The organism is Pseudomonas sp. R1-1 (genome assembly GCF_051132135.1).
In the GTDB taxonomy this organism is placed as follows: Bacteria; Pseudomonadota; Gammaproteobacteria; order Pseudomonadales; family Pseudomonadaceae; genus Aquipseudomonas.
Genome location: NZ_CP071663.1, coordinates 3,284,139 through 3,300,773 on the forward strand (window position 1 = coordinate 3,284,139; position 16,635 = coordinate 3,300,773).

Below are 16,635 nucleotides of genomic sequence, written 5' to 3' on the forward strand. Positions count from 1 at the left end.
CTGTGCTCAGGCACAAAGACAATCCGGCCAAAGGTGGCTGAGACTCTCGGGGCGATCAACGTTACCCTTTGCATCGCAAAAAATCATAATAAAGAGAGAGCCGCTATGTCGCAGAGCGCCGCAGCTACCCAGACCATCGACGCCGACGGTAAAAACGCCGTCTACAAACGCATCACCCTGCGTTTGATCCCCTTCATCTTCATCTGCTACCTGTTCAACTACCTCGACCGGGTCAACGTTGGATTTGCCAAACTGCAGATGCTCGACGCGCTGAAGTTCAGCGAAACCGTGTACGGCCTCGGTGCCGGAATCTTCTTCATCGGCTACGTGCTGTGCGGCGTGCCGAGTAACCTGGCCTTGACCAAATTCGGTCCGCGGCGCTGGATAGCGCTGATGATGATCACTTGGGGCACGCTGTCGACCTGCTTGCTGTTCGTCACCACGCCGACCGAGTTCTACACCCTGCGACTGTTCACCGGCGCGGCCGAAGCCGGGTTCTTTCCCGGCGTAGTGCTGTACCTCTCGCAGTGGTTCCCGACGTTCCGCCGTGGCCGAATCATGGCGCTGTTCATGTCGGCGATTCCGGTGTCAGGTCTGCTCGGCAGCCCGTTCTCCGGCTGGATTCTCAATCACTTCGCCGCCGGCCAGGGCGGTCTCGCCGGTTGGCAGTGGATGTTCCTGCTGCAAGGCATTCCGACGGTCATCCTCGGCGCCCTCGCCTGGTTCCTGCTCAGCGACAGCTTCGCCAATGCCAAATGGCTGACCCCGCACGAGCGCGCGGTGCTTGAAGCCGATCAGGCCGAAGACCTGGCGAACAAACCGAAATCCACCTCCGACTCACTGCTGGCGGTATTCAAGAACCCGGCGATCTGGGCGTTCGGCCTGATCTACTTCTGCATCCAGAGCGGCGTCTATGCGATCAACTTCTGGCTGCCGTCGATCATCAAGAACCTCGGTTTCAGCGATAACCTGGTGATCGGCTGGTTGAGCGCGATTCCGTATCTGCTGGCGGCGGTGTTCATGCTGGTTGTTGGCCGCTCGGCGGATCTGCGCAAGGAACGCCGCTGGCATCTGGTGGTGCCGATGCTGATGGGCGCGATTGGCTTGCTGATCGCGGTCAACTTCGCGGCAAATCCGGCGATTGCGATTCTCGGCCTGACCATTGCCACCATGGGTGCGCTGACCGGGTTGCCGATGTTCTGGCCAGTGCCGACCGCCATGCTGAGCGCCGGCGCTGCGGCGGGTGGTCTGGCGTTGATCAACTCGATGGGGCAAATGGCCGGGTTCTTGAGCCCGTATCTGGTGGGTTGGGTCAAGGACAGTACTGGCTCGACGGATGCGGCGTTGTATCTGCTGGCGGCGGTGATTGTCGGCGGGAGTTTGCTGGCGTTGCGGATGACGCGGACGTTGCGGGCTTAGGCTGAGTTCTCGAACACTGCACCATCCCTGTGGGAGCTAGCCCTGCTAGCGATAGCGGTCTTTCAGTCATACAGGTATTGACTGTGACGCCATCATCGCTAGCAGGCTAGCTCCCACATTTTTAGTCGTACCATCGCGCCCAGGGCAGGGCTTTTGATCTTGTAAATTCACTTTGCCCCCTCATCCGCATCTGGTATTTGATCCCTCTCCCACCGCCAAAAAGGATTTCGCCATGAGCTACCGCACACTCGGCCACTCCGGACTGCAGGTCTCGACGTTAACGCTCGGCACAATGATGTTCGGCGAACAGACCAGCGCCGAAGATTCGCTGCGCACCATCGACAAGGCCTGGGATCAGGGGATCAACTTCATCGACACCGCCGACGTCTACACCAACGGCCGTTCCGAAGAGATCGTCGGTGAGGCAATCGCCCGGCATCGGCACGAATGGGTGCTGGCCACCAAGGTCGGCTTCGGTCCGGTGGACGGCGTGCCGAACCGCAGCGGTTTGAGCCGCAAACATATCTTCAATGGTCTCGAAGCCAGCCTCACTCGGCTCGGCACTGACTACGTCGACATCTATTACCTGCACCGCGAAGACCACAACACGCCGCTTGAAGTGAGCGTTTCGGCGATTGGCGATCTGATTCGCCAAGGCAAGATCCGCTATTGGGGGCTGTCGAACTATCGCGGCTGGCGAATCGCCGAGGTTATTCGCGTTGCAGACAAACTCGGCGTTGACCGCCCGGTGATCAGCCAGCCGCTGTACAACATCGTCAACCGTCAGGCCGAGACCGAGCAGATTACCGCTGCGCAAACGTATGGCCTCGGCGTGGTACCTTACAGCCCGCTGGCCCGCGGCGTGCTCAGCGGCAAGTACGCGCCGGATGTGCAACCGGACGTCAACAGCCGCGCCGGGCGCCAGGACAAGCGCATTCTGGAAACCGAGTGGCGCGTCGAGTCGTTGCGCATTGCCCAGCAGATTCAGCAGTACACCGAGCAGCGCGGGGTCGGCATGGTCGAGTTTGCGATTGCCTGGGTGCTGAACAACAGCGCCGTGACCTCGGCGATTGTCGGGCCGCGGACCGAGGCGCAGTGGGATGCCTATACCAAGGCGCAGGCGGTGAAGATCAGCGCCGAAGACGAGGCGTTCATCGATTCGCTGGTCACGCCGGGACATGCTTCGACACCGGGTTTCAACGATGTCAGCCATTTCGTGTCCGGGCGCAAACCGCATCAGGCATAACAGGTCTTCCCTAATGTAGAACAGCCGATACAATCGGCTGTTTTTCATTGAATTCAGCGCGATCAAACGGAAACTGGATTGATCGGCGCAAAATTGCCAGGGATAACTGTATGTTCGATCGCTCCGTCGAGGCCCCCGCGAAGCCTGCTCTGCTGAAAAATCCCGGCGACCAGCACCATCTGCATTCCCAGCTTCACGCCGAAGAGACGGCAACGGCCATCGGGCGCAAACCTTCGATTGAGTACCGCGCCGATATCGACGGCCTGCGCGCCATCGCCGTGCTGCTGGTGTTGATCTTCCACGGCGGCCTGGCGTTGTTTCCGTCGGGATACATCGGCGTCGACATCTTCTTTGTGATTTCCGGGTACCTGACCACCTCGATCATCATGACCTCGCTGGACAAGGGCACGTTCAGCTTCAGCGGTTTTTACACGCGACGCATCTGGCGCCTGCAACCGGCGATCATCGCCCTGCTGATCGTCACGTTGCTGGTCACCACGCTGCTGTATCTGCCCAGCGACTACGTCGACTTTCTCAAAAGCGAAAAATACACATCGCTGCTGATTTCAAATCAGTACTTTTCCAAAGTGACCAGCGGCTACGCGACGCCGGATGCCGCAAGCCTGCCGTTGCTGCACACCTGGTCGCTGGCCATCGAATGGCAATGGTATCTGGCCTTGCCGTTGGGCCTTTGGCTGCTCCACCGCTATGTGGCGAAAAAAGTTTTCAAGGCCACCGTGCTGGGTCTGACCCTCGCGGCAATGGCACTGGCCTTGTACCTGTCGTACACCTATCCCGACCGCAACTATTACTTCTTCACCGCGCGCATCTTTGAATTGATGATCGGCTCCTGCGCGGTGATTTTCAGCCGCGAGACTTTCCGGCTCAAGCGCCTGAACGCTTCGCTGATCTGTGCGCTGGCGCTGGCAACGCTGTTTTACTGCGCGACGCGTGAAGATATCTTGTCGGGTTTCCCCGGCTACCACGCCATCGCCGTGTGCCTGGCCACGGCCGTGCTGCTGTTTCGCGGCATCGGCGATGCCAGCGTGACTTCAAAATTGCTGGCGTTCCGGCCGCTGGTGTTTATCGGCACGCTCTCGTATTCGCTGTACGTCTGGCACTGGCCGATTCTCGCCGTGACGAGCTACCTGGGCATCGCCCTCACCCCGCTGGTGCAGGTGGGGTACTTCGGCGCGACCTTCGTCATTGGCTATCTGTCCTTCGTGCTGATCGAAAAGCGTTTCCGCAAGGCGCGCGCAGGTTTTGGCAAAACCCTGATCTGGCTGATGATCGTCCCGGCGATTGCCTTGTCGCTGTTGCACTCGGCCGGTGACCGGAACGAGGGCTGGCCGAACCGCTTCAATCAGGGCTCGAACAATCTGTTCAACGGGTTGAAAGCATCAGTGCCGGCCAACCGCGAAGCATGTCTGGGCGTCAGCGACGGTGCCGATCCTGGCTGCATCATGGGCGCCGCACAGGCCAGCCCTCAGGTTCTGTTGATGGGGGATTCCTACTCGAATCATTATTGGGGCTTCGTTGAAACGCTGGCCAAGGACGCGAACCTCGCCGTCCTCGCGCAGGGCTATCCGGCCTGCCTGGCGCTGCCGAACATCTACCTCTACAACTGGTACAAAGCGAAAAACGCGCTGTATCAGAAATGCCACAACGCTGCGCAACGCTACTACGAAATGATCGCCAGCCATCATTTCCGCTACGTGATCATCGGGCAGTTCTGGGAGGCCTATCTCACCGATGCCATCGTTACCCGCCTGGAGGATCCGCGCAGTGTCGAACTGTCGCAACAACGCCTCGGCGTGGCGCTCCGCCAAGCCCTGGACATCATCGTCAAATCGGGCGCAACACCGGTGTTCCTGATGAATACCCTGCCGATGCCGACGGGGATCAACGAGTGTTTATTGAAACAGGTGAAGTTGCGCGGCTTGCTCGGCAGTGCCGAACAGAGCATTCAATGCGCATCGGTGCCTTGGTCAAATGACGAAGATCCGACATTGGCCCGGTTGTTCAGCGAACTGCAGGGCGAATACCCGAGCCTGATCGTCATCGATCCGAAAAGCCTGCAATGCAAGGATGGCGCTTGCGCGACCACGGTCGATGGCTTGCCGGTTTATCGTGACCTCGGTCACATGACCGATTACGCGTCTTACCGGTTTGGTGAAATGTATCTCAAGCGCTTTGGTAATCCGCTGAAGGGTGGTCAGTGATCTTAAGCGCTTCGCGAGCAGGCTCGCTGCCACAGCGCATAGGGCAGCTATGCTGATGGCGCGGCGATCCGGTTGATGCCTGTGAAGAATATTGAGCAACCGATCAATATTCAGCACAAAAACCACGTATCCTTCGCGCCCCGTTCAACCCTCAACCTGCGAGGACAGCTTGGCTAAAGGTATCGCTCTATCGGTTTCGGCATCGGTGCTGTTTGCCGTCATGTATTACTACACTTCGTTGCTCACGCCGTTGAGCGGTGTGGAAATCTTCGGCTGGCGCATGCTGCTGACCGTGCCGTGCATGACCGTGTTCATGCTGGTATCCGGGGAATGGCGGCGGGTTATCGAGCTGGTACGCTTGATGGCGGCGAGGCCGAAATTGATCGGCGGCTTGATCACCTCGGCCGCGTTGCTCGGCGTGCAGCTGTGGCTGTTCATGTGGGCGCCGCTGAACGATTACAGCCTTGATGTCTCGCTGGGTTATTTCCTGCTGCCGCTGGCGATGGTATTGACCGGGCGCATCGCCTACGGCGAGAACCTGTCGTATCTGCAAAAGATCGCCGTGTTTTTTGCCAGCCTCGGCGTGCTGAACGAGTTGTATCAGGTGGGCGGTTTTTCCTGGGCAACTCTGGTGGTCGTGGTTGGCTATCCGTTGTACTTCGTGCTGCGCAAATACCTGAAGACCGACAACCTCGGTGGTTTGTGGGTCGACATGACCTTGATGCTCCCGGTCGCCTGGTGGTTTGTGCAAGGCGGCGAGCAAGGCTTGGGCGTGTTTGACCAATATCCCGGGTTGCTCTGGCTGATTCCGCTGCTCGGCCTGATAAGTGCCTCAGCGTTGGTGGTGTACATCATCGCCAGCCGCTTGCTGCCGTTCAGTCTGTTCGGCTTGTTGAGTTATGTTGAGCCGGTGCTGCTGCTCGGCGTGGCGCTGTTGCTCGGTGAAAGCATCAAGTCCGGGGAGTGGCTGACCTATATCCCGATCTGGATGGCGGTGGTGGTGCTGGTTTTCGAAGGCTTCAAGCACCTGATGCGACAAAGCCGCCCATAAGCCAAACACAAAAAAATGTGGGAGCCAGCCTGCTGGCGATTGCGATCTGTCAGTCAACTTTTATGCTGAATCTGAAGTCGCTATCGCCAGCAGGTTAGCTCCCACAATGTTCATCGGTGCAGCGGTTTACTCGGTCGTCAGCACACCACGACGCACCTGGTCGCGCTCGATCGACTCGAACAGTGCCTTGAAGTTGCCCTCACCGAAACCATCGTCGCCTTTGCGCTGAATGAATTCGAAGAACACCGGGCCCATCAGGGTTTCCGAGAAGATCTGCAGCAGCAGACGCTTGTCGCCCTGCTCCGATGCGCCATCGAGGAGGATACCGCGCGATTGCAGTTGATCGACCGGCTCGCCGTGGTTCGGCAGGCGCCCTTCGAGCATTTCGTAGTAGGTGTCCGGCGGTGCCGTCATGAAGCGCATGCCGATCTTCTTCAACTGGTCCCAGGTCTTGATCAGATCGTCCGTAAGGAACGCGACGTGCTGGATGCCCTCACCGTTGAACTGCATCAGGAACTCTTCGATCTGCCCGGCGCCCTTGGACGATTCTTCGTTCAACGGGATGCGGATCATGCCGTCCGGTGCGGTCATCGCTTTCGAGGTCAGGCCGGTGTACTCACCCTTGATGTCGAAATAGCGGATCTCACGGAAGTTGAACAGCTTCTCGTAGAAGTTCGCCCAGTAGGCCATGCGACCGCGATAAACGTTGTGGGTCAGGTGATCGATGATCTTCAGGCCGGCACCGACCGGGTTGCGGTCTACGCCTTCGATGAACACGAAGTCGATGTCATAGATCGAACTGCCTTCGCCGAAACGATCGATCAGGTAGAGCGGCGCACCGCCAATGCCTTTGATCGCCGGCAAGTTCAGTTCCATCGGACCGGTTTCGATGTGAATCGGCTGGGCGCCGAGTTCCAGTGCGCGGCTGTAGGCCTTTTGCGAATCCTTGACGCGGAACGCCATGCCGCAAACGGACGGGCCATGTTCGGCGGCGAAATACGAGGCGACGCTGTTCGGTTCGTTGTTGAGGATCAGGTTGATCGCGCCCTGACGGTACAGGTGCACGTTCTTGGAACGGTGGGTGGCGACTTTGGTGAAGCCCATGATCTCGAAGATCGGCTCCAGCGTGCCAGGAGTCGGCGATGCGAACTCGATGAACTCAAAGCCCATCAGGCCCATTGGGTTTTCGTATAAATCTGCCATGGTGACGCCTCATCATTTCTAATCAATCAACCGGGGGTTTATTGGCGAGTCATGCTGAGAGCGCTGGGCGGCGCGCAGGAAATGCCGCGCACACTGCGGGCGAGGAAGTCACCGTAGATCAGTTGAAACCCGAATATCTTCATTGTCGACCCAAGGCTCTTGCGGGCGAGGCTTCTGCTACCAGAAGACGATTATTATTGTATGCGTAACCCGATTCTACACAGCGTAAACCGGCTTGTCTGCTGCCCCTATGAAATCCGCTTTTTTGCGTCTGTCGCAAGGGGTTTGTTGCACAGGTAGATGCCGCCGAGGATCAGCGCACCGCCCACGCACATGGTCGGCGTCAGTTGTTCGCCCAGCAGCAGCGCGCCGAAGATCACCGCCGTCAGCGGGTTGAGCGCGATGAACACGCCACTGCGCGTCGCGCCGATCTTGCGGATGCCGTGGTAATAACCGATGTATGCCAGCGCTGAACCGAGCACACCAAGGTAGGCAAGGCTCAGCCATTGCGGCGCGCCCAGATCATTCAGTGCTGTCCAGCTCAGTTCGCCGCGCGCTGCCGCCAACAGGCATAACATCAGCGTGCCAATCAGGATCGAGTACGTCACCGTCTGCACCGGGCCTAACGACTGATTCAGTTCACGGGAAAACAATGAATAAACACCCCAGCCCAGCACGCACCCCAAGATCAATAAATCGCCCATCCATGCGTCGGGCGTCGCCGCCAGTAATTGCGGGTTACGGCTGACGATCACCAATGCGGCGCCGACGATGCAGATCACGATACCTGCGGTTTTCATTGAGCCCAGGCGCTCCTTGAACAACCACCACGAAGCAAGACCGATTACCGCCGGGTTCAGCGCGACGATCAACGAAGCGCGCGACGCGTTGATGTATTGCAGGCCATAGAAGAAGCACAGGTTGTAAAAGAAAATCCCGAAAAACCCCAACAATGCCAAGCGCAACCACTGGCGGGCAGTCGGGCGGACAAGCGCAATTCGCGTCAGCCATAAAAAGCCCAGCAAGGCCAAGCTGGCCAGCAAGAAACGCAGGCTGGCCGCGAATACCGGATTCAGACTGCTGCCCAGAAACCGGCCGGCGACGAAGGTGCCACCCCAGATCATCGTTACCCCGGCGAGGGCCAGATAAACCGGAACGTCGGATGGTGTTTTTCCAGCATTGTGCATGTAGTCGAGGCTCGAAAGGTTGCAGATGCTTTATGATCGGCCTCATTCACACTCATCGTAAAATGAGCAAACACTCATGACCTTTACACAACTGGAGATCTTCTCGCTGGTCGCCGAACTGCGCGGTTTTACCCTGGCAGCCCATCGCTTGGGGATCTCCCAGTCGGCGGTGTCCCATGCTATGAGATCACTGGAACAGGAACTCGGCGTTGAACTGCTGCGCCGGCATCAGTCGCAAGTAGAGCTCAGTACCATCGGTGAACAATTGCTGCTGCGCGCCCGTGCGATGCTCGGTCTGGCCAATACGTTGCGTCAGGAAGCCGCCGATGCGCGAGGGATGAAAAGCGGCACCTTGCGCATCGGCTCATTCGGGCCGACCTCGTCGATCACGCTGCTGCCGGCCATTCTGCGGCGCTATCGAGAAGCCCACCCGGGCATCGAAGTGCACGTTGACGAAGGTCCGGATCGTCAGGTGATTCAATGGCTGGAAGAGCGACGCATCGACATCGGCTTCGTGGTATTGCCAGAGGAGCGCTTCGACACATTCACGTTGATCGAAGACCAGATGGTCGCCCTGCTACCGCTCGATCACCCGTTGGCAAGGCACCCGGCGTTAAGCCTGAAAGATTTATGCGAGGCGCCATTCGTGCTCACCGAGGCCGGCTCTTCGGAACTGGTGTCGCGACTGTTCATGGCCGCACGCCTGCAACCGAATATCCGCTACCGCTGTGCGCAACTGCTCAGTACGCTCGATCTGGTCAGCCGAGGCGACGCCATCACCATCGTCGCCGAAGGCTCATTACCACAAGCGCAAGACAAGGCCTTCGTCAAGAAGCCGTTGTTGCCTGCGGTCAAGCGTCAGGTCGGACTCGCGGTTCTTGATCGGCGCCAGGCATCACCCGCCACGCTGGCGTTCATCGAGCTGGCGACGCGGATCAATCATCACTGAGCAGCGCGAACGCGTCGTTCGATCTATCCTCGCTTCTGCTGACTGTGTTTTTACAGCGCGCCGAGCTTCGCCCCACCCCACCGCGACAGGATGCGCCCATGCCGTTGACCGTCAGACCCCGCCGCAAACGCAGCACGCGCATTATCGTCACGCTGCTGAGCGGGCTGGTACCGCTAGTGCTGGGCTGCGTAATTCTGCACTCGCAGGCGCAACGCACGCTGAAACAGAGTTCGCAAGAAACCGCCGATCAGGCTTTGCGCCAGTTTGAGCTGATGCTCGACAACACCGCCCAGGCGGCCCATGAGTTGCTGCCCTTGGCCGGCCAGACTTGTGAAAGCGTCAAGCTTGCCCTGCGTGAACAAGTGACCCGCCGTCCGTTTGTGCGCTCGACCAATCTGGTCTGGGACGACAATCTCTATTGCAGCTCGCTGTTCGGCGACTACCAGGAAATGGTGAATGCCGGGGACTACAACCAGGGTAAATTGTGGCTGATGAACGGCAACCCGGTGACACCGGACACCGCGCTGCTAGTGTATCGGCTCAGCGAAGGCCGCGGTGGCGCGTTGACCACGCTGGACGGTTATCACCTGAGCAACATCCTGCGGCTGATCGGCCGTCAAACGCTGCTGGTTCTACAGGTGGGTGAAAACTGGCTGGCGGCTGACGGCAAAGTCCACACCGGCGCCCTCCCCGCATTTCCCGTTGCGCCAACGACGCTGGCTTCACCGCGCTATGGGTTTAGCGTCAGCGCCGGTTTTGCCCAAGGCGAAACCTGGCGCTACATGGCCGCTGAGTACCCGCCGTTGTTCAGCCTGCTGATCTTCTTCGGCGTAGTCTCCGGCGCGATCGGCCATGTCGTGCAGAAACGCTCGACATCGCCAAGTCACGAGATGCTTCGCGCGCTGGAGGCTGGTGAGTTCGTGCCCTACTTCCAGCCTGTGGTGCATGGTGACAGCAAGGCCTGGTCCGGAGCCGAAGTGCTGATGCGCTGGGCTCACCCCAAAGAAGGCCTGGTGCGACCGGACCTGTTCATTCCGTTCGCCGAACACTCGGGACTGATCGTGCCGATGACTCGCGCACTGATGCAGCAAACCGCTGCGCTGCTGGGACCACTGTCATCGACCTTCACTGCGCCCTTTCATATTGGCATCAATATCACCGCCAGCCATTGCCGGGATCTCGAGCTGGTGGAGGACTGTCGCCTGTTTCTCGCCGCGTTCGCGCCCGATAGCGTCAGTCTGGTGCTGGAATTGACCGAGCGCGAATTGATCGAACCCACCGAGATCACTCGCCAACTGTTCGAACAGCTGCATTCACTGGGCGTGAAGATCGCCATTGATGACTTCGGCACCGGGCACTCCAGCCTTGCCTACTTGCGTAAATTCAATGTGGACTTTCTGAAAATCGATCAAAGCTTCGTTGCCATGATCGGCATCGACGCGCTCTCGCGGCACATACTCGACACGATTATCGAACTGTCGGCCAAGCTGGATTTGGGTATTGTTGCTGAAGGTGTCGAAACCCAGGCACAGGCCGACTATCTGACCGCGCATAATGTCGATTTCCTCCAGGGATATCTGTTTGCTAAACCGATGCCCGCTGCGGATTTCATCGAAGCATTAATTCATCGTTAACTAAGCTGTTTTAAGACGAGCGTACCGATGAGGCGCACCAAATTGATACAAAAGACCACTACTGTTACATCAAGACAACATCAGGATTTACTCTTGGCGCATTAACTACTACAATTTTTTCAACCTGAGCAAAATTCGCAGGTGAGCCATTATCACCGAGTCGCTTCACGGCTCTTGGCTTATAGCTCTGTTTGCGGTTGGTATCAGCCAAACACACTATTGGAGTAAAGATATTGTCCAGACTCGCTGAATTTCGTGCAGCTGAAAAGGCCCTTCAGGAACAGCTCAAGCAGCTGGAATCGCTGAAGAACGACGCCGGGCTCAAGAAAGAAATCGAATTCGAAGAGAAGCTCCAGGGACTGATGAAAACCTACGGCAAAGGCCTGAAGGACATCATCGCCATCCTCGATCCAAACCCGGCAAAATCCGGCTTGCAGACCGCTGCAGCACCTAAAACCCGACGCGCTCGTGTGGTCAAGGTCTATCAGAATCCGCATACCGGCGAACTGATTGAAACCAAAGGCGGCAATCACCGCGGCCTGAAAGCCTGGAAGGAACAATACGGTGCCAGCACCGTGGATTCGTGGTTGCGCGGTTAATTCGTCAATCGATTAAAAGCCCTGCATCAAGCGGGGCTTTTTTATTGACAATATCTAACAAATGAAATGAATTTCATCGTACAAGTTGCGACTTTTGTGTAACGTTTATGAGCCAGCGGCTAAACAATTTGCTGCTTGATGTTGCCGGGCGGCGCTACGATTAAACTTTAGTCTTAATCCCTTCCGGTATCTAACCGTCTCGTTCAGAACAGCGGCTTAAAGTTTCAAGCTGTTTCTCACCGCCACTATCTCGTCCGCACTGGCCTTATAAACCTCGGCCTGCCCCGCATAGGAAAGTACGTAGGCCTTGTCCGCCTGGACCGCCGCGACGAGGGTTTGCGACAGTACATGGCGTCCGTTTTCAGTGATCGTACAAGTGGTTTCCAGCGCAGACAAAGATCCCAGTGTCGCAGCGTGCACTTTGTTGCAGACACTCTGGTAGCCGCTTTGGAAAAAGTCTTTCTGAATCGATTTGCGCATCTCCAGCAGCACGCCCGGCAAATTGACTTGATGGTCCTTTTCGACCTCGGTCATGGTCAGTTCCATCACCATTACCTGATTGCCATCGGCGTCCGTTTTTACCGCTCGTTGACGGGCAACCTTCTCACTCGCCGCAGGCAGCGCTTCGACCTGCCAGCCGGCTGGCCAGGTGATACTCGGCTCATCTGCGGACACGCACACAGCCACAAACGACAAGGCAGAACACACACAGAGGGATTTGAACAGTCGGATCATTGCCGCAAGCACTCGCAAATTGAGCGGTAAAGTCTGAGGCTCGCCCGGGCGCAGGGCAAGCCTGCCCTTTCATTTGGCGATGTCGGCAGGCATGCGTATCATTGCACCCATCACTCGCCCATAGTTATTGGAGGGCTCATGAGCCTGCACGAACTCAACACATTCCCTGGCGTCACCGCCACCCCGGACAGCGCAACCCGCCACTTCGTTTTCAACCACACCATGTTGCGCGTCAAAGACATCACCAAGTCCCTGGACTTTTACACCCGCGTCCTGGGTTTTTCGCTGGTCGAAAAACGCGACTTCCAGGAAGCCGAATTCAGCCTGTACTTCCTCGCGCTGGTCGACAAATCGCAGATCCCGACTGACGCCGCTGCTCGCACCGAATGGATGAAGTCGATTCCGGGGATTCTCGAATTGACCCACAACCACGGCACCGAGAACGATGCCGATTTCGCCTATCACAACGGCAATACCGACCCGCGTGGTTTCGGCCACATCTGTATTTCCGTGCCGGACATCGTGGCGGCGTGTGCGCGCTTCGAAGAACTGGGCTGCGATTTCCAGAAGCGCCTGACTGATGGACGGATGAAGAGCCTGGCGTTTATCAAGGATCCGGATGGTTACTGGGTTGAGATCATTCAGCCTGCGCCGTTGTAAAAGCTGAAAAGCCCCTCACCCTAACCCTAACCCTCTCCCAAAGGGAGAGGGGACTGATTGGGGGATATTGGAGAGTTACGCCGACCTGAACGATTGGCGTTGAATTCATGATCGGCCGGTTTTTTCAGGTCGATGCACAACGCCAGACACCTCGATCGGCTCCCTCTCCCTCGGGAGAGGGCTGGGCCGGCGGCGTTCCGATGAGGGGCCGCTTTTTACGCACAATAAAAAACCCGTGATCACTCACGGGTTTTTTTATTTCCGGCCAGGCTGTTATGCCGGCGCCGAGGTGCGGATCAGGTGATCAAAAGCACTCAGCGAAGCCTTGGCGCCCTCGCCTACCGCAATCACGATCTGCTTGTACGGCACGGTGGTCACGTCACCGGCAGCGAAGATCCCCGGGATGGAAGTCTCGCCACGGTTATCGACAATGATCTCGCCACGCGGCGACAGCTCGATGGTGCCTTTGAGCCAATCGGTGTTGGGCAGCAGACCGATCTGCACGAAGATGCCTTCCAGCTCGACCGTGCGCAACTCGTCGGTCGTACGATCCTTGTAGCGCAGACCGTTGACCTTCTCGCCGTTACCGGTGACTTCAGTGGTTTGCGCACTGGTGATCACGGTGACGTTCGGCAAGCTGTGCAGCTTGCGCTGCAACACGGCATCGGCGCGCAGCTGGACGTCGAACTCCAGCAACGTGACGTGCGAGACGATGCCCGCCAGGTCGATGGCTGCTTCAACGCCGGAGTTACCGCCGCCAATCACCGCGACACGCTTGCCTTTGAACAGTGGACCGTCGCAATGCGGGCAGTACGCCACGCCTTTGTTGCGGTATTCCTGCTCGCCCGGCACGTTCATTTCGCGCCAGCGCGCACCGGTCGCCAGGATCACACTCTTGGCTTTGAGGCTTGCGCCGCTGGCGAAGCGGACTTCATGCAGCTCGCCGTTCTTGCCAGGGATGAGCTGGTCGGCGCGTTGCAGGTTCATGATGTCGACGTCGTATTGCTTGACGTGTTCTTCCAGCGCGGTCGCCAGCTTCGGCCCTTCGGTTTCCTGTACGGAAATGAAGTTCTCGATAGCCATGGTGTCGAGCACCTGACCGCCGAAACGCTCCGCCGCAACGCCAGTGCGAATGCCTTTACGCGCCGCATAGATCGCTGCCGAAGCACCAGCCGGGCCACCGCCGACGACCAGTACGTCGAAAGCGTCTTTGGCATTGATTTTCTCGGCCTGACGCTCAATGGCGCCGGTGTCGAGTTTGGCGAGGATCTCTTCCAGGCCCATGCGGCCCTGACCGAAGTTCTCACCGTTGAGGTAGATGCTCGGCACGGCCATGATCTTGCGATCGTTGACTTCGTCCTGGAACAACGCGCCGTCGATGGCGACGTGGCGGATGTTCGGGTTGAGCACGGCCATCAGGTTCAACGCCTGGACCACGTCCGGGCAGTTCTGGCAAGACAGCGAGAAGTAAGTCTCGAAGCTGAACTCGCCTTTGAGCGAGCGGATCTGCTCGATCACTTCAACACTGGCTTTCGACGGGTGACCGCCGACTTGCAACAGGGCCAGCACCAGCGAGGTGAATTCGTGGCCCATCGGAATACCGGCGAAACGCAGACTGATGTCGGCGCCTGGGCGGTTGATCGAAAACGATGGCTTGCGTGCATCGTCACCGTTGTCGATCAAAGTAATCTGGCTGGAAAGACTGGCAACGTCTTTCAGCAGGTCGTGCATTTCACGGGATTTCGCACCGTCGTCGAGGGATGCAACGATCTCGATCGGCTGGGTGACCCGTTCCAGGTACGATTTCAACTGGGCTTTAAGATTGGCGTCCAACATACGGGCGATTTCCTTTATTTGAGGCGAAAAAAAGCCCGAGCGAATCTCGCCCGGGCATTTTTATTGGGCGGTGCAGCTAACTAGAAAGGTGCGGCGTGCCGCCCTGCGTTGCGTGTCACAGACTTAGATCTTGCCGACCAGGTCCAGGGACGGAGCCAGAGTGGCCTCGCCTTCTTTCCACTTGGCCGGGCAAACTTCGCCTGGGTGTGCAGCGACGTACTGAGCAGCCTTGATCTTGCGCAGCAGCTCGGAAGCGTCACGGCCAACGCCGCCATCGTTCAGTTCAACGATTTTGATCTGGCCTTCAGGGTTGATCACGAAGGTGCCACGGTCAGCCAGGCCAGCTTCTTCGATCAGCACGTCGAAGTTGCGGGAGATGACGTGGGTCGGGTCACCGATCATGGTGTATTCGATTTTGCCGATGGCTGGCGAAGTGTTGTGCCAGGCAGCGTGGGCAAAATGAGTGTCGGTGGACACGCTGTAGATCTCTACGCCCAGCTTCTTGAACTCAGCGTAGTTGTCGGCCAGGTCTTCCAGTTCGGTTGGGCAAACGAAGGTGAAGTCGGCTGGGTAGAAGAACACCACGGACCACTTGCCTTTCAAGTCAGCGTCCGAGACTTGAACGAAGTCGCCGTTTTTGAATGCGGTAGCATTGAACGGTTTTACTTGGCTGTTGATGATAGGCATCGATGACTCTCCGTCAGGGGTTATGAAGTTGATGGGTGAATCCTACCCACTCACTCGACGGAACGCTCATTGGCAAACCTGATGCTGCTGATTTGTTTTCGCTATTAGCTGACTGTATTAATAGAAGAAAACGATCTCTACGCTTGATCCGGCTTATCCATAATCCGAGCCATTCCCTGGAATGGGCTGACTTCAACATAGCGCATCGCCGATTTCATGTCTTTCCAGCCGACGTAACTCATCAGCGACTTCAGGTCCCAACCCGCCTGATGGGCCCAAGTGGCGAAGCCGCGCCGCAGCGAGTGACTGGTGTAACCCTCGGCGGCGATCCCGGCGCGCTGTAGCGCCTGGCGCAGCAACGGAATGATGCTGTTGGCGTGCAGCCCCGCCTCGTTCAGGTTGCCCCAGCGATCGATACTGCGAAACACCGGCCCGCGCACCAGCGCCGCCTCGGTGATCCAGTCGATATAGGCCTGCACCGGACACAGCTTGAGCAGCGCCGGGGCTTGATAGGTCTGCCCGAGGTTTTCCCGATCACCCTTGCTGCGCGGCAGATACAAGGTGATGCCTTTGCCGGCGTGCGCTTGCACATGCTCGATCTGCAGGCGGCACAGCTCATCGCTGCGAAAGCCACGCCAGAATCCCAAGAGGATCAACGCGCGATCGCGGTACGCCTTGAGCAACGCCGGGCGATCCTGTTGCTCGCGCGCGGTTTGTCCCTCCTGCTCAAGCCAATCGATGACCCGCTGCAAGTCCTGCAACTGCAACGGCTCGGCTTGTTTCTCCTGCGCCGGATGCAACGCGCGAATACCCTTGAACACCTTGCGCACCACCGGTGCCTTGGTCGGGTCGGCGAAGCCCTGACTGTTATGCCACTGCGCCAGCGCCGACAAGCGCAGCTTCAAGGTGTTGATCGACAGCTCAGAAGCGTGAGCGACCAGATAGCGCGCAACGCTGTCTGCGGTCGCCGGCAGAAACCCGCCCCACTTCACTTCGAAATGCTCGATGGCCGCGCGATAGCTGCGGCGGGTGTTATCGCGGGTGGCGGCTTGCAGATAGCGATCCAGATCGCTCATGGGCTTTTTCTCGCTGGCGTACTGGTTTGAAGAGACAGGCGCGTATTTTGCCGTGTGACATTGGGTAATACCAGAATATCCCGCCTGTAATTCACGATGGATTTCACTTTTATCCCAGCATGGTACACTAG

At 58.0% G+C, this 16,635-nt stretch carries 14 protein-coding genes; 8 read left to right on the top strand and 6 right to left on the bottom strand.

Annotated features, from left to right (window positions below; genetic code table 11):
- Positions 1–105 precede the first annotated feature (105 nt).
- From J3P75_RS14765 to rarD, 4 genes are all read left to right on the top strand, one after another.
- Positions 106–1,419: an MFS transporter gene (locus J3P75_RS14765; RefSeq protein ID WP_394597022.1), complete on the top strand. Its 1,314-nt coding sequence runs from the start codon at positions 106–108 to the stop codon at positions 1,417–1,419.
- A 232-nt stretch (positions 1,420–1,651) separates the two neighbouring features.
- Positions 1,652–2,665, top strand: coding sequence for an aldo/keto reductase (locus J3P75_RS14770; protein WP_434707210.1), 1,014 nt, complete (start codon positions 1,652–1,654; stop codon positions 2,663–2,665).
- 110 nt (positions 2,666–2,775) lie between these two features.
- Complete coding sequence (locus J3P75_RS14775; RefSeq protein ID WP_434707211.1) at positions 2,776–4,887, top strand: acyltransferase family protein; 2,112 nt, start codon at positions 2,776–2,778, stop codon at positions 4,885–4,887.
- A gap of 169 nt (positions 4,888–5,056) precedes the next feature.
- The gene (gene rarD, locus J3P75_RS14780) at positions 5,057–5,938 is read left to right on the top strand and encodes an EamA family transporter RarD (protein WP_434707212.1); all 882 of its coding nucleotides are present in this window, start codon (positions 5,057–5,059) and stop codon (positions 5,936–5,938) included.
- A gap of 126 nt (positions 5,939–6,064) precedes the next feature.
- Here rarD and hppD read toward each other — a convergent pair whose 3' ends face one another.
- Positions 6,065–7,141 carry a 4-hydroxyphenylpyruvate dioxygenase gene (gene hppD, locus J3P75_RS14785; protein ID WP_101157216.1) on the bottom strand — a complete coding sequence of 359 codons (1,077 nt, stop codon included), beginning with the start codon at positions 7,139–7,141 and terminating at the stop codon, positions 6,065–6,067.
- A 248-nt stretch (positions 7,142–7,389) separates the two neighbouring features.
- The gene (locus tag J3P75_RS14790; protein ID WP_434707213.1) at positions 7,390–8,328 is read right to left on the bottom strand and encodes a DMT family transporter; all 939 of its coding nucleotides are present in this window, start codon (positions 8,326–8,328) and stop codon (positions 7,390–7,392) included.
- Positions 8,329–8,404: 76 nt separating this feature from the next.
- Here J3P75_RS14790 and J3P75_RS14795 point away from each other — a divergent pair, with 76 nt between their 5' ends.
- The 3 genes from J3P75_RS14795 to J3P75_RS14805 all read left to right on the top strand — a co-directional run bounded on the left by J3P75_RS14795 (position 8,405) and on the right by J3P75_RS14805 (position 11,510).
- Positions 8,405–9,277 (top strand): LysR family transcriptional regulator, encoded by an 873-nt coding sequence (locus J3P75_RS14795; RefSeq protein WP_434707214.1) that lies wholly within the window; start codon positions 8,405–8,407, stop codon positions 9,275–9,277.
- 98 nt (positions 9,278–9,375) lie between these two features.
- The gene (locus J3P75_RS14800) at positions 9,376–10,911 is read left to right on the top strand and encodes an EAL domain-containing protein (RefSeq protein WP_434707215.1); all 1,536 of its coding nucleotides are present in this window, start codon (positions 9,376–9,378) and stop codon (positions 10,909–10,911) included.
- A gap of 233 nt (positions 10,912–11,144) precedes the next feature.
- On the top strand, positions 11,145–11,510 hold the full coding sequence (locus J3P75_RS14805) for a histone-like nucleoid-structuring protein, MvaT/MvaU family (protein WP_203417824.1): 366 nt from the start codon (positions 11,145–11,147) through the stop codon (positions 11,508–11,510).
- Positions 11,511–11,726: 216 nt separating this feature from the next.
- Here the strand turns inward: J3P75_RS14805 and J3P75_RS14810 are convergent, their stop codons facing one another.
- A complete protein-coding gene (locus J3P75_RS14810) occupies positions 11,727–12,245 on the bottom strand; it encodes a DUF4946 domain-containing protein (RefSeq protein WP_434707216.1) in 519 nt (172 codons plus the stop codon).
- A gap of 138 nt (positions 12,246–12,383) precedes the next feature.
- On the opposite strand from J3P75_RS14810, the gene gloA reads away from it, so the two are divergent.
- The gene (gene gloA, locus J3P75_RS14815) at positions 12,384–12,905 is read left to right on the top strand and encodes a lactoylglutathione lyase (RefSeq protein WP_434707217.1); all 522 of its coding nucleotides are present in this window, start codon (positions 12,384–12,386) and stop codon (positions 12,903–12,905) included.
- A 273-nt stretch (positions 12,906–13,178) separates the two neighbouring features.
- Here gloA and ahpF read toward each other — a convergent pair whose 3' ends face one another.
- The 3 genes from ahpF to J3P75_RS14830 all read right to left on the bottom strand — a co-directional run bounded on the left by ahpF (position 13,179) and on the right by J3P75_RS14830 (position 16,504).
- Positions 13,179–14,741 (bottom strand): alkyl hydroperoxide reductase subunit F, encoded by a 1,563-nt coding sequence (ahpF, locus tag J3P75_RS14820; protein ID WP_434707218.1) that lies wholly within the window; start codon positions 14,739–14,741, stop codon positions 13,179–13,181.
- Positions 14,742–14,864: 123 nt separating this feature from the next.
- The gene (gene ahpC / locus J3P75_RS14825; protein WP_101157203.1) at positions 14,865–15,428 is read right to left on the bottom strand and encodes an alkyl hydroperoxide reductase subunit C; all 564 of its coding nucleotides are present in this window, start codon (positions 15,426–15,428) and stop codon (positions 14,865–14,867) included.
- Positions 15,429–15,565: 137 nt separating this feature from the next.
- Complete coding sequence (locus J3P75_RS14830) at positions 15,566–16,504, bottom strand: site-specific integrase (RefSeq protein ID WP_093101773.1); 939 nt, start codon at positions 16,502–16,504, stop codon at positions 15,566–15,568.
- Positions 16,505–16,635 lie beyond the last annotated feature (131 nt).

What these genes read in the sequence shown, in the direction of transcription:
- J3P75_RS14765 (WP_394597022.1), top strand. Translation starts at nt 106, where the DNA reads ATGTCGCAGAGCGCCGCAGCTACCCAGACCATCGACGCCGACGGTAAA.
- J3P75_RS14770 (WP_434707210.1), top strand. Translation starts at nt 1,652, where the DNA reads ATGAGCTACCGCACACTCGGCCACTCCGGACTGCAGGTCTCGACGTTA.
- J3P75_RS14775 (WP_434707211.1), top strand. Translation starts at nt 2,776, where the DNA reads ATGTTCGATCGCTCCGTCGAGGCCCCCGCGAAGCCTGCTCTGCTGAAA.
- hppD (WP_101157216.1), bottom strand. Translation starts at nt 7,141, where the DNA reads ATGGCAGATTTATACGAAAACCCAATGGGCCTGATGGGCTTTGAGTTC.
- J3P75_RS14790 (WP_434707213.1), bottom strand. Translation starts at nt 8,328, where the DNA reads ATGCACAATGCTGGAAAAACACCATCCGACGTTCCGGTTTATCTGGCC.
- J3P75_RS14795 (WP_434707214.1), top strand. Translation starts at nt 8,405, where the DNA reads ATGACCTTTACACAACTGGAGATCTTCTCGCTGGTCGCCGAACTGCGC.
- J3P75_RS14800 (WP_434707215.1), top strand. Translation starts at nt 9,376, where the DNA reads ATGCCGTTGACCGTCAGACCCCGCCGCAAACGCAGCACGCGCATTATC.
- J3P75_RS14810 (WP_434707216.1), bottom strand. Translation starts at nt 12,245, where the DNA reads ATGATCCGACTGTTCAAATCCCTCTGTGTGTGTTCTGCCTTGTCGTTT.
- gloA (WP_434707217.1), top strand. Translation starts at nt 12,384, where the DNA reads ATGAGCCTGCACGAACTCAACACATTCCCTGGCGTCACCGCCACCCCG.
- ahpF (WP_434707218.1), bottom strand. Translation starts at nt 14,741, where the DNA reads ATGTTGGACGCCAATCTTAAAGCCCAGTTGAAATCGTACCTGGAACGG.
- ahpC (WP_101157203.1), bottom strand. Translation starts at nt 15,428, where the DNA reads ATGCCTATCATCAACAGCCAAGTAAAACCGTTCAATGCTACCGCATTC.
- J3P75_RS14830 (WP_093101773.1), bottom strand. Translation starts at nt 16,504, where the DNA reads ATGAGCGATCTGGATCGCTATCTGCAAGCCGCCACCCGCGATAACACC.